Annotated in this window: 21 protein-coding genes; 17 read left to right on the forward strand and 4 right to left on the reverse strand. The window is 38.8% G+C overall.

The window, feature by feature from the left end:
* Positions 1 to 3 precede the first annotated feature (3 nt).
* From QE450_RS03165 to QE450_RS03245, 17 genes are all read left to right on the forward strand, one after another.
* Entirely contained in the window at positions 4 to 1842 is a 1839-nt protein-coding gene (locus QE450_RS03165) for an HSP90 family protein (RefSeq protein ID WP_307296867.1), read from the forward strand.
* Positions 1839 to 2909, forward strand: coding sequence for a hypothetical protein (locus tag QE450_RS03170; RefSeq protein ID WP_307296870.1), 1071 nt, complete (start codon positions 1839 to 1841; stop codon positions 2907 to 2909). The genes QE450_RS03165 and QE450_RS03170 overlap by 4 nt, the downstream gene beginning before the upstream one ends.
* A 104-nt stretch (positions 2910 to 3013) precedes the next feature.
* Complete coding sequence (locus QE450_RS03175) at positions 3014 to 3718, forward strand: hypothetical protein (protein WP_307296872.1); 705 nt, start codon at positions 3014 to 3016, stop codon at positions 3716 to 3718.
* Between the two features lie 184 nt (positions 3719 to 3902).
* On the forward strand, positions 3903 to 4652 hold the full coding sequence (locus QE450_RS03180) for a YhfM domain-containing protein (protein ID WP_307296875.1): 750 nt from the start codon (positions 3903 to 3905) through the stop codon (positions 4650 to 4652).
* 38 nt (positions 4653 to 4690) lie between these two features.
* Positions 4691 to 5191, forward strand: a complete 501-nt coding sequence (locus tag QE450_RS03185; protein WP_273615392.1) for a DinB family protein — start codon at positions 4691 to 4693, stop codon at positions 5189 to 5191.
* Positions 5192 to 5292: 101 nt separating this feature from the next.
* Positions 5293 to 5727, forward strand: a complete 435-nt coding sequence (locus QE450_RS03190) for a GNAT family N-acetyltransferase (protein WP_274170570.1) — start codon at positions 5293 to 5295, stop codon at positions 5725 to 5727.
* Positions 5728 to 5758: 31 nt separating this feature from the next.
* Positions 5759 to 6070: a hypothetical protein gene (locus QE450_RS03195; protein ID WP_273615394.1), complete on the forward strand. Its 312-nt coding sequence runs from the start codon at positions 5759 to 5761 to the stop codon at positions 6068 to 6070.
* 141 nt (positions 6071 to 6211) lie between these two features.
* On the forward strand, positions 6212 to 6334 hold the full coding sequence (locus QE450_RS03200) for a hypothetical protein (RefSeq protein ID WP_273593517.1): 123 nt from the start codon (positions 6212 to 6214) through the stop codon (positions 6332 to 6334).
* A gap of 168 nt (positions 6335 to 6502) precedes the next feature.
* Complete coding sequence (gene msrA / locus QE450_RS03205) at positions 6503 to 7033, forward strand: peptide-methionine (S)-S-oxide reductase MsrA (protein ID WP_307296882.1); 531 nt, start codon at positions 6503 to 6505, stop codon at positions 7031 to 7033.
* 27 nt (positions 7034 to 7060) lie between these two features.
* Positions 7061 to 7837, forward strand: coding sequence for a hypothetical protein (locus QE450_RS03210; protein ID WP_307296886.1), 777 nt, complete (start codon positions 7061 to 7063; stop codon positions 7835 to 7837).
* A 13-nt stretch (positions 7838 to 7850) separates the two neighbouring features.
* Entirely contained in the window at positions 7851 to 8345 is a 495-nt protein-coding gene (locus tag QE450_RS03215; protein WP_307296889.1) for an NUDIX hydrolase, read from the forward strand.
* Positions 8342 to 9064, forward strand: coding sequence for a hypothetical protein (locus QE450_RS03220; protein WP_307296892.1), 723 nt, complete (start codon positions 8342 to 8344; stop codon positions 9062 to 9064). Before QE450_RS03215 ends, QE450_RS03220 begins: the two co-directional genes overlap by 4 nt.
* Positions 9065 to 9219: 155 nt before the next feature.
* A complete protein-coding gene (locus tag QE450_RS03225) occupies positions 9220 to 9957 on the forward strand; it encodes a Bax inhibitor-1/YccA family protein (protein WP_273615399.1) in 738 nt (245 codons plus the stop codon).
* Positions 9958 to 10123: 166 nt separating this feature from the next.
* Entirely contained in the window at positions 10124 to 10426 is a 303-nt protein-coding gene (locus QE450_RS03230) for an antibiotic biosynthesis monooxygenase family protein (RefSeq protein ID WP_307296897.1), read from the forward strand.
* Between the two features lie 22 nt (positions 10427 to 10448).
* Positions 10449 to 10913 (forward strand): GNAT family N-acetyltransferase, encoded by a 465-nt coding sequence (locus tag QE450_RS03235; protein WP_274170565.1) that lies wholly within the window; start codon positions 10449 to 10451, stop codon positions 10911 to 10913.
* Positions 10914 to 11038: 125 nt separating this feature from the next.
* Positions 11039 to 12439, forward strand: a complete 1401-nt coding sequence (locus QE450_RS03240; RefSeq protein WP_307296903.1) for a phytase — start codon at positions 11039 to 11041, stop codon at positions 12437 to 12439.
* Positions 12440 to 12652: 213 nt separating this feature from the next.
* The gene (locus tag QE450_RS03245; RefSeq protein WP_274170563.1) at positions 12653 to 13291 is read left to right on the forward strand and encodes a LysE family translocator; all 639 of its coding nucleotides are present in this window, start codon (positions 12653 to 12655) and stop codon (positions 13289 to 13291) included.
* A 62-nt stretch (positions 13292 to 13353) separates the two neighbouring features.
* Here QE450_RS03245 and QE450_RS03250 read toward each other — a convergent pair whose 3' ends face one another.
* From QE450_RS03250 to mnmM, 4 genes are all read right to left on the reverse strand, one after another.
* Positions 13354 to 14310 carry an alpha/beta fold hydrolase gene (locus QE450_RS03250; protein WP_307296909.1) on the reverse strand — a complete coding sequence of 319 codons (957 nt, stop codon included), beginning with the start codon at positions 14308 to 14310 and terminating at the stop codon, positions 13354 to 13356.
* A gap of 192 nt (positions 14311 to 14502) precedes the next feature.
* A complete protein-coding gene (locus QE450_RS03255; protein WP_307296912.1) occupies positions 14503 to 15471 on the reverse strand; it encodes a type I phosphomannose isomerase catalytic subunit in 969 nt (322 codons plus the stop codon).
* 85 nt (positions 15472 to 15556) lie between these two features.
* A complete protein-coding gene (locus tag QE450_RS03260; RefSeq protein ID WP_307296914.1) occupies positions 15557 to 15946 on the reverse strand; it encodes a VOC family protein in 390 nt (129 codons plus the stop codon).
* A gap of 54 nt (positions 15947 to 16000) precedes the next feature.
* Positions 16001 to 16594, reverse strand: a complete 594-nt coding sequence (gene mnmM, locus QE450_RS03265; protein WP_274170560.1) for a tRNA 5-(aminomethyl)-2-thiouridylate-methyltransferase MnmM — start codon at positions 16592 to 16594, stop codon at positions 16001 to 16003.
* Position 16595 lies beyond the last annotated feature (1 nt).

Genomic DNA, 16595 nt, shown 5'->3' on the forward strand with positions numbered 1-16595 from the left:
TCTATGAGTGAGTCAGATACATATCGGTTTCAGGTCAATCTTAGTGGAATGATTAATATTTTATCCAATCATTTATACAGTAATCCTAAAGTGTTTTTACGTGAAGTTTTACAAAATGCTGTCGATGCTGTAACCGCGCGTTCGCAACAAGATGCTACTTATCAAGGAAGTATCCATCTTGAGTTAACAGGTTCAGGTGCTGAGTCGACATTGATGATCGAAGATGATGGCATTGGCTTAACAAGAGAAGATGTACATGAATTTTTGGCGATGATCGGTCAATCGTCTAAGCGTAGTGGAGCAGATGCGTTTACCCAAGAGACTTCCTTTATCGGACGATTCGGGATTGGACTGTTATCTTGCTTTATGGTGAGTGATGAGATCGTTATGGTGACTCAATCTGCCAAAGGTGGCAAAGCGCTAGAGTGGCGTGGTAATCCAGATGGTACCTATCATATTCGTGAACTAGAGACAGAATTATCCCCAGGAACCAAAGTATATTTACGTTGCAAGCCTGATTGCGAAATGTATTATGAATCTGAATTGTTGCAACAATGGATCTATGATTATGGTGCATTATTGCCCTATCCGATTACATTTCGTGATGAGCAGACTCAGCGCATTATTAACGATCAGCGTCCTGTATGGTTAGATGATCCAGAACGAGCACGAGGTCATCGTGATGAAGTATTGCAACTGGGACAGCGTCTACTCGGAGAGAGATTTCAAGATTATATTCCGTTGCGAACTGCTTCAGGACGTACAGGTGGTATCGCTTATATTTTGCCACACTCTGTGAATCTGAATGTGAAGAAATCGAATCGAGTCTATTTGAAATATATGCTAGTCTCAGAAAAAGCAGAAAACATTTTGCCAGACTGGGCGTTTTTTGTGAAAAGTATTATCTGGACAGATGAATTACAACCGACAGCATCTCGTGAACATTTCTACGAAAATGAGAAATTGGAAGAAGTCCGACAAGAACTAGGAAATAGTATTCGTGCTGAGTTGCTACGTATGGCAGAATATGAGCCTGATCGATTGCAACGCATTATTCAATTGCATGCGTTATCAATGAAAGCTCTTGCGGTTGAAGATACATCATTTTTCCAGATTATTTATCGCTGGTTGCCTTTTGAGACAACATACGGTCGCCGTAAAGTACATGAATTACTAGCAGATAATCAGAAAATGTATTATACGACCAGTCTGGACGAATATCGTCAGATTACTCATGTTGCTTCTGCACAATCGTTATTAGTGGTGAATGGTGGTTATGTGTACGATGCAGAACTGATTGCGCTTCTTCCTGAAGTATGTGCAGAAGCGAATACAGAGCGCTTAATTCCAGAAGATGTCTCTCTTGCTTTTACCGATATTACGACAGAAGAGCGCAAGCAATATTATGAAGCGGTTCGTTATGCAGATGTTGCTTTGCAACGGTTCCGCTGTCAGATTCAGCTCAAACGGTTCAAGCCGGAAGATTTACCAGCCTTATTTACTTTATCGCAAGAAGCTTCGGATTTGCGCTCTATTGAGACATCCAAATCAGTTAGCCCGCTTGCTTTAACTTCTGTACTGCAAAGTTTAAGTTCTTCATTGCAACAGTCTGCTTATTCGACACTTTATCTGAATATAAACAATTCAGTTGTAGAGCGTATTTTCCAAGCCAAAAATGAAAGTATGATTGTTGTCGCTATCGAAATGTTATATGTAAATGCATTGATGATGGGTCACTATCCTATGAACAGACAAGAGATGCAAGTATTGAATCAAGGCATTGTTCGCTTTTTAGATTGGGGATTATCAGCGAATACAGATCAAGGAGGACATACCGAATGAATAACCAACCTGAACAGATCAATCCAGATTTTGAAGATATTATGGATCAAGCGTATAGTTTGCCTAATGGGCGAGCCAAAATCGCTTTATTAGAAGAAGCGATTCGGATTGCAGATAGTCTTGGTGATGTAGAACAGGGTTATAGTGCACGCGAAGAATTAGTCGAAACTTGTACTTTTAGCGGTCACCCCATGAAAGCACTGGTAGCATTCTCATGGCTACTAGGTCAATTTGATCAACAACCAGAGGAGTATGATGATTTTACATTATTATGGTCATACAAATGGATTTTGGATTCGATTGCTTCGTTTCCAGAAGTCAGCCGAGCACAAATAGATGAATTATTAGTAGATATGCGTAAACGTTATGAACAATTCGGATATAGTGAACGTTCTTATTATTACTATCGCTTTTCACTACTTAAAGATTATGGTGAAGTGGAAGAAGCACAACAATTTTTAAATAAGACCAAAGCGATGGATCGTGATGAGATGAGCGATTGTGAAGCATGTGAACAACATCAATTCGTAGAGTTTGAAGTGATGAAAGGTAATGACGAGCAGATTATTCGCACAGCTAGACCTATTCTGAAAGGACGAATGACTTGTGGTGAAGTTCCTCATCTGACATTATCGAAAGTGTTAATGCCATTGTATCGTCAAGGTAAATTAGAAGAAGCAGAGAAATATCAAAAACAAGGCTATCGCCTGATTAAAGGCAATCGTGACTTTGTACTTCATTCAGGTGAGCATATGTATTACCTATTAAATATCGATCTTTTGCAGGCTTTGGAAGTATTCGAACAATGGGTTGGATTATCTTTGGATCATGAGAATCCGCGTGATAAGATGATGTTTAATGCGTATGCGGCTGTACTGTTCAAGCGTCTGGTTGCCGATAGCAATGTGACATCTGTTAAATTACCAGCTAGCTATTCTTATCCTGAGGAAGCAAATGATCTACCTGCTCTGGCTAATCGTCTGCAACAAATGGCATTAGAGACAGCAGGAAAATTAGATCAGCGCAATGGTAATAGCTACTATACGACGTTGATCCAACAATTATAAAAGCATCTATTATTTACAAGTTAGATACATTCGTTCATATCGCAGATACATGTTCTCTATATACTATGTTCAATGAATCAGTTATACAGAGGAGAGAATATGAAATGAATAGATCTACATGTAATCGTAATTCATTATCTAACCAAAGACGACTATCAATTGGACTCGGCAAAGCCAGTTTATTCATCGTAGGGTTGTTGCTTGTAGCAGGATGTGGTAATCAACCATCACCCCCTTCTTCTACATCTGCAAGCCCATCGGCGCATGAGATCGTAGAACCGGCTGTTACTGAGACAGAGAAGGCGCCGACTACAACAGAACAAGAATCATCTGCTTCTACTACTGATTCTTCATCTGCAACAAGTACTGTTACCGACGATGACACTGATATCTCTGGTACGACCATTTTAGAAGCCGCCAACAAAGGTACATTGCCTGATCTACCTGAAGGTCTATCGTTGGGATCAAGTCGGTCAACATTAGTTCAGTTACAAGGTGAGCCTGAATTAGGTGGGACAGAGGGACCTATGCTGAGTTACGGCACACTCGATGTGACTTTCGATGCTAATGATCAAATAGTAGAATTCACTTCAGGGGCAGATGTTTACAAAAAATTAAAGATAGATACGGTTATCGCTAACTTAGGTAAGCCTGCTGAGACCAATGATACTTCGAAAGATATAGCTTATACAGCAGAAGCCACTTATCATCTGACCAATCCCAAGTTTCCAAAATCTTTTCTTATCTTCTCGTATAATACTCAATCACAACATATAAATTATGTTCGATTGTATACTGATATCCAGTAATCCAAGCTGGAACCGAAGGCGCTCGTGAAGAGCGTCTTTTTGTTTTGAACGTAAAATGGTATTATTTGTATATATTATCTAGAAGAAGGGGAAGGTAATCATCTATCCACGTATTTTAGTAGTCGTTGGCATTATTGTATTATTAGCTATTTATAATCATGAAGCCGATAATGGTCTTTTTCATATGGGATTAAAAGATCCTCATGATACGATCCAGAAAGCAACATTTGCCTGTAATCCCACATGGAAGAATGATTCATGTATAGAGGCTTCATTTACACATCCAGACGATCTACAGATCATTGTAGATGCAATTGAACATGCGAAGCCTGTTGAAGGCATACTCGATATGTTTACAGAGTATAATGTAGAATTAGTTGATAATGATCAGACAACTCATCACTATTCGCTTTCACTAGGATTTGAACATAATGCACATACAGAAGGGTTACTTTTAGATGGTGCGGATAGTCATCAAGGTTATCGTATTTCCAATACAGATACGAATCGATTAAGAGATATGATTCTTCAAAGCACTACTTTTCCAGAAGGACTACTAGAGCCTACAGTACGAATCAGTGGGACAACGATTCCGTTATATTCAGGAGCATTTTGCTCGTCTAAGTGGAATCCAGAGACACATCAGTTAGAATCTATATGTGGCATACCACCAGCACCTGATACATTAGATCAAGAGATTGAGGGTCAAGCAATTTCAGTTGCACCTTCATCACAAATAAAAGTCGACTTTCCAACCAAGCCTGCTAAAATAGAATTATACATGGTAAAAAATGGAGAGCATTTTCCAGTAGAAGTAGATAGATCTGGAATGTACACTGTGCCTCTAGAGCGTGGTTATGCAAAGTATGTACTTTCTGCGACATGGAATAAAGATAACAACAGTCAGTATTATTTTGGCGTGTATATTCGTTAGATTGATGATCATTTTATTTTGCTAAAGGAGGATTTTTAATGAATTACAGTCAACGACTTCAGAATCTGGTGTTGCATTTTCAGACCGAATTGAATCGTATTCCTCAAGACGAATTTAGCGCCAAATCTCATCCTGCCAAATGGTCTAAAAAAGAAATTGTCGGTCATCTATGTGATTCGGCAGCCAACAATTATATACGTCTGGTCAAAATTGCTCTGTCTGATTATCCTATTCCGATCGAAGGGTATGATCAAGATCGCTGGGTAGAACTCAATGATTATCATAATAGTTATGATCCGTATGATGTGATTCAGCTCTGGATCAATCGCAATGTACAGATTTCGACAGTACTTGCTCAGATTCCAGAAGAAGATTATACCAAAGAAGGTATTTTGCCTTCTGGAGAAAGTGTGACTTTGGAATGGCTGGCTGCTGATTATATCGAGCATATGATTCATCATTTCCGCCAGATTCTAGGCAATGAACGTATCGAGACGATGATCAACCAGAGTAAAAAGTCTAAAGTTGAACATAGCTAAATAAAAGAGTATATTCAGACAGATCATATTCCTCTATTCAAGTAGGGATATGATCTGTATTTATGTTGAACGAAAATATCTAAAGAAAGTAGGTTATACATATGATCATCTCTGTTGTAGAACAATTGAAAGTACATGAACTGGAACCTTTAGTGATCCGAAGTGAACAAGAAGGGTTCAAGCATCTTCGGCGATTGGTTAACGAATACGTAGCAGGAGAAAATACATTTTCAGGTGAAGGAGAAGCTCTGTATATCGTTCGAGAGCAGGAGCAGATTATAGGAGTAGTCGGCTTGAATCAAGATCCTTTTTCCGACCATTCTACAGGTCGAATACGACGACTGTATGTTCATCCTGACTATCGCCATCTGGGAATCGGCAAGCAATTGGTGCAAAAAGTGACTTCTGAAGCGAAGAAGTTCTATAATATACTTGTATTGTATACAAACAGTGAGCAAGCCAGTCAGTTCTATATACAGCTAGCATTTAAGCAAGAGCATGGCAATCCTCATCGAAGCCATTACAAAGTATTATAGCGTTCTCACATTTATAGGAGCTGATTACATTTTGCCGAAACAAAGAAAAAAATGGATTTTGATTATGATCTTTTTTGCACTTATTTTGAGTATGATTGCAACGGTACCAGGGGAAAAGTCATATAATCAATGGTTGGTCGACCAATATAATTTGAAGTGTACCAGCGCTAGTGTAACCAGAGATTGCAGTATCAATGGACAAGCGATTGAATGGAAAGACAGAGCAGAACGTCATTTGTTTTTGTACAAAAAAACAACAGATGAATACTCAACGAATAAAGGGAATTTGACGATTGATTCTTTAGGGATATTCGGTCATTACTTTGATATTTCTTCCTCATAAATCCGTTTATATTGAAACGTTTACACAGCGTTAATATCTGCTTATTTTATTTACAAAAATCATGATTGACAACGATAGTTCTCGACCTTAAAATGACGATAAGCCATACAGGCGAAGTTGAAATGAAGAGAGGGGACTATCATGCTGCAAGTCATCCGTAGAGTGCTGGAATGGTTGTTTGTCGATAACAAACAGGTATATCAATTCAGTGATGTGTTTTGTGAAGATAGCGGGTTTGTCGTCTATATTCCTGAACAGAAATAGCAGGTAGTCTATACAATGCTTATTACGATAAGCCATATGAATTTTTAAAATCAGCCGCAAGCATAAGATGAGTGATCATCTGGGTGTTGCGGCTTTTGTAATGCTTTCTAAACATACGTATAATAAAGGTGTACTAAATATATTTGTAAACAGAAGGGGATCACGTACATGTCAGAATTACAAAAAGCAACATTTGCAGGAGGATGCTTCTGGTGCATGGTTACACCATTTGAAGAATTACCGGGTGTTCATGGGATTGTGTCTGGTTATACAGGTGGACATATCAAAAATCCAACATATGAACAAGTCAAAACAGGCAATACCGGTCATTATGAAGTGGTCGAAATTACATTTGATCCATCTTTATTTGCTTACGAGAAATTATTAGAACTGTACTGGCCACAGACAGATCCTACCGATGATGGCGGACAATTTCAAGATCGTGGTACACAGTATCGTACTGCTATTTTTTATCATAATGAAGAACAACAAGAATTAGCGCTTCAATCCAAAGCAGAACTTGCAGCAAGTGGTCGATTTACACAACCGATTGTTACAGAGATTTTGCCTGCGCCTGTTTTTTATCCAGCCGAAGAATATCATCAAGATTATCACAAAAAGAATCCTAAACATTATAAAGAAGATCGTGAACAATCCGGACGGGATGAATTTATCGATAACAACTGGCAACAATCTTAAAATAGCTACCAGAAAGGAGTATATATGATGAAAAAATTACGTTCATTATTTGGTAAAAATTCCGATGCATCCACTGAACAAGATAACGCCTCTACACAACAACAAGAAGCTTCAGTATCCGCGTCAGATCAGGAGCCAGCACAACAGCAAGTGAATCTAGCCAATCCTGAATTTCAAGAAATGGATCGGTTGCGTGAATTGTTTCAACAAGAAAAGTTCAATGAAGTCTTGCAAGAGGTAGAACCGTATCGTTCATCTCTAGATACGTATGTAGTGAAAGAAGCATACGGTCTAACAGCTTTATCGTATTTTCGCTTAGAACAATATGAACAAGCACGGGCAACATTCGAGTGGTTAGCAAAAGAGTATAGCGATATTAATGATTGGTTTAATTTGATGACATCGGCTATTCTAGCAGGTCATATCGATCAAGGTATGGAAGCTTATACACAAGCCAAACAATTACGGGCACAAGCTGAAGATGATGAAGGTGTACCGATTCCACAGATGATGTATTATGCTTGTCGTGCACTGGCAGATGCGAAAGAATATGATCGTGCATTTACTGTTTTAAATGAATTAATGGATATTTATAAGCAGCTTCATATTACAGATGATACCTTTTTGTATATGCGCGGAGTGCCTATGCTACCGCATGCGATGGAAGCAGTGAAAATTATTTTGACTGCTCGTAAAGACAAAATGGATATTGATACATGGTTTGCGATGTTAGATGCTTCACTGGATGAAGAAGGCAGAGAAATCGCGCGACAGACCAAACAGCAAATTATCGCTGTTCAATAAGGAGCAAAGGTGGATGAGCTATATCACTGAACTGAGAGAAGTTGTAGGAAGCAGACCTCTTATTATGGCTGGTGCTACGGTCGTATTGATGAATGATCAACAACAGATTCTATTGCAAAAGCGTGCCGATAATCATTGTTGGGGATTGCCAGGTGGAAGTATGGAACTGGGTGAGACATTAGAACAAGTCGCTAAGCGCGAATTGGAAGAAGAAACAGGACTGGTAGCTGTGCATTTGCAGCTACTGGATATCTTCTCGGGGCCTGAACTGTATTATCAGTATCCACATGGTGATGAAGTGTATAACGTAGTTGCAGCTTATGTATGTAGAGAGTATAGCGGTTCACTGCAAGCTCAATGTTCTGAAGTTCAAGAATTACAATTTTTTGATCTGTTTGATTTACCGCAGATGATCAATCCACCTGATCTTCCCGTAGTGCAATATTTTCTAAAATCATTTCTAGGAAATCATGATCATCCTATGATTGAAAGGAAGCCAAACGATTGAAAAAAACAATAATAGTCTTATTACTGATTCTAGTAGTAGGTTGTGAAAATCAATCTTTTTCATCACACCCTGCCACAGCTAAAGTCATCCAAACCCCTGATATGCTTGTGACTGATCCTGTCACACAGCCTTCTTCAAAAAAAGGTTTAACCACAGATCTGATCGAACAATACAAAGCTAAAGAAGCTACCAAAAAAGCGATAAAACAAAAAAAGATGATTCAGTTATATGTGTTACCTAATACTGATTCTGAATATAAAAAGTTACAAGCCCAAACATTAGAAAATATCGTGATCGCCAAAGTAAATATCAATCAGCAAAAAGTAACAACAGTCCGAACATGGATAGATCATTATCGCAATGGACAGCTCAAAGAACAAATGTTGTATAACAATGTGCCTATTCCAACAGGAGAACAACAGATGACGATTAGCTCTTATTCTAAAAAAGAAAATGATGGTCAAGAGAAGGTAGATATCACAATTCAAGTTGGACTCAGTTCTACCAGTCTAGAGTATACATATGTTCCAGTACATGCTTCTACTTCTATGTCGAGTACAATGTTAGATCAGCGTGCAATTCCGATGAACAAAACGGTCGATCTTTCGATGCGTGTTAATAATGACGGTGAGCATACAACGACAAGTAGTAATCTAGCCGAAACGATTAAAAATAATAAAGAAGTATTTGTACTACGCGCCAAATGGGTGAATACGTAGATTGTAAGAACTACATCCTCATAAATATTTATGATAAATTACCTATTTATGGTTGTTCAAATGAATCATTCCCACCTATAATGGACAAGTAATCGATAACAGTCATGGTATAGAAAAAGGGGATTTTACATTTTAGACAGAAAAGAGATGATCATATGGCGTTAAACAATCCAGCACTTAGCGAAAAAGCATTCTCGGATTTTAAAGAAAGTGACTTTAAAGCAGGTGCAATGACGGTTGGCGGTACAGTAGGGAAAACAATGGTACTTCTTGCTTTATTGATGGTTGCGGCAGTGTACACATGGTATTTGTATTATCAAGGACAGGATGTAACAGGCTTTTTGATTGTGGGTCTAATCGGTAGTCTGGTGACTTCATTAATCACTATTTTTTTCAAAAGAGCAGCGTTTGTAACAGCACCGTTATATGTCATTTTGAATGGATTAATGTTAGGAGCTATCTCGGCGTGGACCGATTATAGTTACCCGGGAATCGTCATCAATGCGATTTTGATTACTGTGGGTACGTTATTTTTGATGTTAGCGATCTACACACTGCGTATTATCAAAGTCACACCAGGATTTGCACTTGGGATCGTGATTTGTACAGCATCAATAGCTCTTGTATATCTTATTGATATTATTTTAGGATTTTTTGGAATCAATGTACCGTTTATTCATGAAACAGGTTGGATTGGTATCGGTATTAGCTTATTTATCGTAGCGATTGCTGCACTTAACTTATTGTTAGATTTTCATTTTATTGAGACAGAAGCGCAATCAGGTGCTCCTAAATATATGGAATGGTATGCAGCATTTGGTCTGATGGTAACTTTGATCTGGTTGTATATGGAAATTCTACGTTTGTTATCTAAATTGAATAGCCGTAATTAAATAATCAATATAAAAGCTTTGTTCCTGATTGTAGGAGCAAGGCTTTTTTTGCACATTCAGGTTGAACGAAATCGCAAAGCCATTTATACTAAATCAAACTCATTATGGGTAGTGCTGAATCATTCGTATACTGCTACCTATTAACGTATAAGGAGGCCATTATTTTATGATATTAGAAGTAGCTAATTTACAAGTAAAAGCAAGTCAAACGTATGAGTTTGAGCAAAGTTTTCGCCAGGCTTCACAGATTATTTCCAGTATGAAAGGGTACATATCTCATGAATTACAACGTTGCCTTGAAGTTGACAATCTATACGTATTGTTAGTTCGTTGGGAGACATTAGCTGATCATACTGAAGGATTCCGCGGATCAGCAGAATATCAAGAATGGAAAAAATTACTGCATCATTACTATGATCCGTTCCCGGCAGTTCATCATTATGAAATTGTAGAATCATCTCAATCTTAATCACCGAAGGAGTGTTATAACTATGATTCGTATCGAGCAAGTTCCGCCAACTGATCTTCATTTGAGAACATTAATTCAGGCATTAGATAAAGATTTGCAACAACGGTATGACGAGGAAAATATTTATACGATCGATCTTGATCATCCAGATGCTTTTCACACTACATTTATGGTTGCTTATATAGACGATACACCGGTAGGTTGTGGCGCTATCCGACCATTGGATACAGACAGTGTAGAATTGAAGCGATTTTTTGTTGATTCTACTTACCGTAGACAAGGGATTGCTGGCAACATGTTACAAGCATTAGAGCAAAAAGCGATTGAGCAAGGATGTCATTTTGTTCGTCTGGAGACAGGTGCAGAGCAGTTTGAAGCGACTGCTTTTTATGAGCGTAACGGCTATTATCGTATTCCTGTGTTTGCAGATTATGAAGATGATGGAATTAGTCTTTGCTATGAAAAGAAGCTAGATTTGGATAAATAAATGGAATTCCTGCGCTTTACCTGAACTTTACACAACACAGACTCCACGCTAACAATCATGACCTATATTTAAATCGATGGGTATGACACGCCATACATAGCGTAATCGCATAAGGAGCAGATGAAATGTTGAAGAACATAGGTAAAACGGCTTTATTAATGGCAGGAATCAGTATTACAGCAGCGGTAGCGAGTCCGCTTGTACATGCAGCAGAGAGTTCATCCGTTCCTCTTAGACAATCAATCGAAGCAATGGGTGGCAAAATGTACTGGGATGGGGAAGACAAAGCTGCCTTTTTCCAATTGAAAAATGGCATTACAGGTTCAATCACAGTTGGTGAAAAGAAATATCGCTTAGCAGGCAAAAGCGGTACATTGGAACAAGCGGCTGAATTGCAACAGGGAGCTACTTATATCCCACAAACCTTACTAACAATGATTAATGCTGAAAATGCCAAATTCAATGATCCTGCCGACGCAGTACCTGTGTTCGCAGTACAACCGACAGGGGAGACAGATGCTGTAGAATCCGGTGAAGATGCGGCTGACGATCCCGCGATCTGGCTCGATCCTTCCAATGCTTCGAATAGCAAGATTATTGCTACGAACAAAGGTGGCGGAATGTTAGTCTATGATCTAAAAGGGAAAGAATTAAAATCATACAGCACAGGTAAAATGAACAATACAGATCTACGTTACGATTTTCCTTTGAATGGTAAAAAAGTAGATATTGTTGGTGCGACCAATCGTTCGTCTAATACTGTAGACATTTTTTCTTTTGATGGCAAAACAGGAGCACTTACCAATATTTTGGCTAACCCGATCAAATCCAAAATGGGCGAAGTGTATGGATTTAGCTTGTATCATAGTTTGAAAACAAACAAATATTATGCGCTTGTTTTGGGTAAAGAGGGCGAATTTGAGCAATATGAATTAACGGATAATGGCAAAGGCAAAGTGAAAGGCACATTAGTACGTCATTTCAAATTAGATACACAATCCGAAGGTATGGTTGCGGATGACGAATACGGCACATTGTATATTGCTGAAGAAGATGCAGCGATCTGGAAATACAGCGCTGAACCGGATGGTGGTAATCAACCATTAGGTACTGTAGATATCGCAGATGGACGTCGTTTGCACGATGATATTGAGGGCTTAACTCTGTATTACGGAGCCAATGGAACTGGGTATTTGATGGCTTCTAGCCAAGGTAACAATACGTATGCTGTGTATGATCGTCAAGATAATAACAAGTACATCTCTAACTTTACGATCAACGATGGAAAAGGAATAGATGGAACTACCGAGACAGACGGAATAGATGTATTAGGTGCTAATATGGGTAGCCAATATCCATATGGTGTATTTATTGCGCAAGATGATGAGAATTTGAAAAATGGCAAAAAGATTAATCAAAACTTCAAAATGGTTCCATGGCAATCTATTGATGCAGGTCTACATGAAGGTGTAGCAATGACAGCCAATACTAGCCCTGATCCAAGAAAATTAGAAAATCGTCAATAAATTTCTAAGCGATGGTAGAATAGTCAATCATGTACTAGCTATAAGTGTTACTTTCACAAAATACAGACAACAATGTATCTATAAGATACGTTTGTCTGTATTTTTTTGTATTGTCATCTGAATGTATCGTTTTAAAAGTCATATGTTCTATACCCATTTTCGATCAAAGCATGTATAATCTTCAAATAGAAAAAAAGATAGGAGTGAAGATAGATGTGGGGAATCGAACATTATTGGATTTTTATACTGTCTAGTATTTTGCTGAATATCACCCCTGGCAGTGATACGATTTATATTTTGAGTCGTAGTATTTTTCAAGGGAAAAAGGCAGGCATCATGTCAGTATACGGTATTATCTCTGGTTCATTAGTACATACATTGTTAGCAGGTCTGGGACTTTCTTTGATCCTTATGCAGTCTGCACTAGCTTTTAATATAGTCAAATGGATTGGAGCTGCTTATCTGATCTGGTTAGGGATACGTTCGATAATGGCGCGTCACGAATCGGCTCAAGCGATGCAAGCTGTAGATTCTCAAAGTAATCGTAAAGTATATCTACAAGGGATGATGACCAATGTACTGAATCCCAAAGTAGCTTTGTTTTACTTAGCATTTATCCCGCAATTTGTAAGCCCGGAACAGACGTATGGAGCGATTCCATTTATTTTGCTAGGACTTACATTTAGTACAACGGGCATCTTATGGTGTATGTTGTTAGTAGTCTTTTCAAGCAAAATGGCACATCGTCTACAATCTAGTCGTATCGCTACATATATGAATAAGATTACAGGTAGTATTTTTATTTTATTAGGTCTCAATCTGTTACGTACATCACGGAATGTCTCTTCATAATAAATCATTATAGGTGTACAAAAATAAAGCAACCTCTACCTACTAGAATAGGAGAGGTTGCTTTATTTGGATGCAATCGTTGCACTGGATATATGTTCATCTAACCAGTGAATTACATTAGCCGTTACTTCATCACGATTAATATCATTGAGCGTCTCGTGTCTGCTATCTGGATACAGATCTAGCTTAACGTCTTGTAGACCTAACTGAAGATATTGTTGATACAATTGCTTGACCCCTTTACCATACTGCCCTACAGGATCACGTTCACCACTAAATAAATACACAGGTTTATCCGTTGGAATACGCTTCATATGCCCAGGTTGATGAATCTCTAATAATAATTCAAAAAAATGAACATAAAAGCGTACAGAAGGTAGCTTTCCGCAAAAAGGATCATTCATAAATAATGACACTTCATCAGGATCACGCGATAACCAGTCAAATGTTTTACGTGGACGGGGGAGCCCTTTATTGTAAGAAGCAAATACAATGATATTTAATAGCAGACTACGATGCACCTGACCACGAAACCGTTGCTGAAGATGAGCAATTTGCTTACCGACTCGAAGCAGATTACGTTTCCCATTTGTGCCTGATAACATAAAACCATCATACAGATCAGGTTGCTCATACATCACTTTTTGAATAATAAAAGAACCCATACTATGTCCCATAATAAAAAGAGGTAACGTCGGGTGATGATCTTGAATCCATTTGGATAATTGGATCACATTTTGAGTCATCCAATAAAATCCGTTATCACCAGGATCGCCTAAATATTCTGGCCCTGAAGCGGTTAAGCCATGTCCACGTTGATCATGAGCATAGACAATAAATCCTTGAGCAGTAAGTGATTCTGCCAACCGTTTGTATCTTTTGGCGGTCTCAGACATGCCATGAGTAATCTGAACAATACCACGCACAGGTAGCTGATCAGCTTGATCTTCTGGACGCCATTCATATACATGTACAGCAACATCTTCAGGATCAGTCATAGTAAATGTATGTTCGAGCATCCTATCCCTCCTTGCAAATAACCTGTACAAATCTACACAATCGATGTAGGTTTGTACAGGTCTATTTTGGTATTATTTACAAAATACAATCTAAGCAATGTTAACCATGTATTCCAATGATTGAATCAAAATTAAAGTAGAGTTATACACCGCTGAAATAGATATCATTTGAAGTCAGTATCGCTACATTATTTATGGCAAATAAGAACGAATAACCGTACAATGACCATCTAATGTGTATTGTCCTAAATTAGCAGGCAATAAGAAGCATTGTCCACCTTTTACAGCGACATGTTCATTGCCCCATGCAATCGTACCTTTGCCATCAGCAATCACTAGAATAGTAAAACTTTCTGCTGTAGTCGATAATTCCCATGCACCGTCGACAATACCTTTTTCAACAATAAAATAAGGGGAAGCCGCGAGTTGTAACCATTGTCCGGCAGCAAGACCGTCTGTTTTCATTGTCGTTGCACCAGCGCCTTCATAAGCGATTACATTAAGAGAATCTTCAATATGAAGTTCACGAGGCTTACCGTCTAAACCTGGGCGATCGTAATCATACAGACGATAGGTAGTATCTGAATTTTGTTGAATTTCAGCAACTAATACGCCTGCACATAAGGCATGTACAGTACCGGCAGGAATATAGAAGGTATCGCCTGCTTCTACCGAAACTTCTTGCAGTGTATCTGTAATTTTATTATTCTTAATCGCTTCTGCTAAAGATTCACGAGTCACGCCTTCTTTAAGACCATAAATGATCTTAGCGCCTGGCTTAGCAGCAAGTACATACCACATTTCGGTTTTGCCAAGTTCACCTTTAGGAAGCCCTGCATAATCATCTGTAGGATGAACCTGAACTGAAAGATCGTCATTACAATCCAGCAATTTGATTAACAATGGAAAACGTCCATTCACTTCAGATACGCCTTTGGTACCGAACCAATCACGACCGAATTTTTGCGTAAGTTCGGTTAAGCTGACACCATCCAACTCGCCACCGATTACAGAAGTAGTTCCATTCGGGTGATCCGCGATCATCCAGCCTTCACCAATCACACCTTCAGGAATATCCCAGCCAAATTGTTCAAGGGCACGTCCGCCCCACACACGTTCTTTAAATTCCGGTTGAAATTGAAGCGGGTATGGATTAGTCATTATTATCTCTCCTCCAAGTGTAATAGGTATACAACCGTTCTATGTATCCTATGCATTTTGTCTCTCCAAGCAATCTGTATCTATCTTAACGTGCAGATTGGAAAAATTCCAGACGCTCTCCATCCGGGCCACTAAAGAAAAAATAGCGACTGCCATTAGGTAAAGTCGTAATTTCGGTATCCAATTCGTGCAAATTCAGTGCTTGAATGCGTGCATATTCTTGTTCAATATCATCTACTGCAAAAGCGACATGGTGCACTCTGCCTTCATTAGCGAGTTCACCTGTGTATCCTTCAACCAATTCAAGTTCAGTTTGCGATTGGTCTGGAAAAGCAAGAAAAGCGAGTTTGATATGCTCATCGATATGTCCAGCATTTTCAAGATGCTTCAAACCTATAACATCTTCATAAAAAGCAATCGACACTTCTATCGATTTCACCATAATACCTACATGTTCTAGTTTGCGTACAGCCATCCATACTCACTCCTTCAATATAATGTTACATCACATACAGTAGGGCATACTTATTCATGATGTTGGCGATCCTTTTTTCTCAATCGCAATCAGATAAGGTGCATCTTGTCGTTGCAATTGGCGGTACATAATCGATTGTGCTATCGCGACAGGCAGAGTAGAAGCCCACGCTTGCACAGCTTCTGCTTCCTCAGCACCACCGGGATGCCCCGGATACAGAACAATCGTTAGTATACCTCGAATAGCTAATAGATCAAAAGCAGATGCCAAAGCAGTCAATGTTGAATCCGGTTCAGTAATAATACTCAAATCTCCTGAAGGAAGATAACCTAGATTGAACATGATCACTTGGATTTTACCATGTAAATGATCAGGAATATACTGGTTCATTGTAGCATGACTATCCAGAATCAGTTGCACAGGAGCAAGTACAGTATGCTGTTCCTTGTCTAAACGCTCCTGTGTGCGATCAAGAGCCTCTTGCTGAATATCGAAGCTGAATACCTGACCACTTCTGCCTACGGTCTTAGCAAGCATCAGTGTGTCTACACCTGTACCAGCAGTTGCGTCTATAGCATAGCCGTTGTGAGCATCCAGACGCTCTGCAACCAATTTGTGTGCATAACTCAAAACAGACAAAAATCCCATA

The organism is Paenibacillus sp. SORGH_AS_0306, assembly GCF_030819345.1.
In the GTDB taxonomy this organism is placed as follows: Bacteria; Bacillota; Bacilli; order Paenibacillales; family Paenibacillaceae; genus Saccharibacillus; species Saccharibacillus kyungheensis.

What these genes read in the sequence shown, in the direction of transcription:
- QE450_RS03165 (WP_307296867.1), top strand. Translation starts at nt 4, where the DNA reads ATGAGTGAGTCAGATACATATCGGTTTCAGGTCAATCTTAGTGGAATG.
- QE450_RS03170 (WP_307296870.1), top strand. Translation starts at nt 1,839, where the DNA reads ATGAATAACCAACCTGAACAGATCAATCCAGATTTTGAAGATATTATG.
- QE450_RS03175 (WP_307296872.1), top strand. Translation starts at nt 3,014, where the DNA reads ATGAATAGATCTACATGTAATCGTAATTCATTATCTAACCAAAGACGA.
- QE450_RS03180 (WP_307296875.1), top strand. Translation starts at nt 3,903, where the DNA reads ATGGGATTAAAAGATCCTCATGATACGATCCAGAAAGCAACATTTGCC.
- QE450_RS03185 (WP_273615392.1), top strand. Translation starts at nt 4,691, where the DNA reads ATGAATTACAGTCAACGACTTCAGAATCTGGTGTTGCATTTTCAGACC.
- QE450_RS03190 (WP_274170570.1), top strand. Translation starts at nt 5,293, where the DNA reads ATGATCATCTCTGTTGTAGAACAATTGAAAGTACATGAACTGGAACCT.
- QE450_RS03200 (WP_273593517.1), top strand. Translation starts at nt 6,212, where the DNA reads ATGCTGCAAGTCATCCGTAGAGTGCTGGAATGGTTGTTTGTCGATAAC.
- msrA (WP_307296882.1), top strand. Translation starts at nt 6,503, where the DNA reads ATGTCAGAATTACAAAAAGCAACATTTGCAGGAGGATGCTTCTGGTGC.
- QE450_RS03210 (WP_307296886.1), top strand. Translation starts at nt 7,061, where the DNA reads ATGAAAAAATTACGTTCATTATTTGGTAAAAATTCCGATGCATCCACT.
- QE450_RS03215 (WP_307296889.1), top strand. Translation starts at nt 7,851, where the DNA reads ATGAGCTATATCACTGAACTGAGAGAAGTTGTAGGAAGCAGACCTCTT.
- QE450_RS03225 (WP_273615399.1), top strand. Translation starts at nt 9,220, where the DNA reads ATGGCGTTAAACAATCCAGCACTTAGCGAAAAAGCATTCTCGGATTTT.
- QE450_RS03230 (WP_307296897.1), top strand. Translation starts at nt 10,124, where the DNA reads ATGATATTAGAAGTAGCTAATTTACAAGTAAAAGCAAGTCAAACGTAT.
- QE450_RS03235 (WP_274170565.1), top strand. Translation starts at nt 10,449, where the DNA reads ATGATTCGTATCGAGCAAGTTCCGCCAACTGATCTTCATTTGAGAACA.
- QE450_RS03240 (WP_307296903.1), top strand. Translation starts at nt 11,039, where the DNA reads ATGTTGAAGAACATAGGTAAAACGGCTTTATTAATGGCAGGAATCAGT.
- QE450_RS03245 (WP_274170563.1), top strand. Translation starts at nt 12,653, where the DNA reads ATGTGGGGAATCGAACATTATTGGATTTTTATACTGTCTAGTATTTTG.
- QE450_RS03250 (WP_307296909.1), bottom strand. Translation starts at nt 14,310, where the DNA reads ATGCTCGAACATACATTTACTATGACTGATCCTGAAGATGTTGCTGTA.
- QE450_RS03255 (WP_307296912.1), bottom strand. Translation starts at nt 15,471, where the DNA reads ATGACTAATCCATACCCGCTTCAATTTCAACCGGAATTTAAAGAACGT.
- QE450_RS03260 (WP_307296914.1), bottom strand. Translation starts at nt 15,946, where the DNA reads ATGGCTGTACGCAAACTAGAACATGTAGGTATTATGGTGAAATCGATA.
- mnmM (WP_274170560.1), bottom strand. Translation starts at nt 16,594, where the DNA reads ATGGGATTTTTGTCTGTTTTGAGTTATGCACACAAATTGGTTGCAGAG.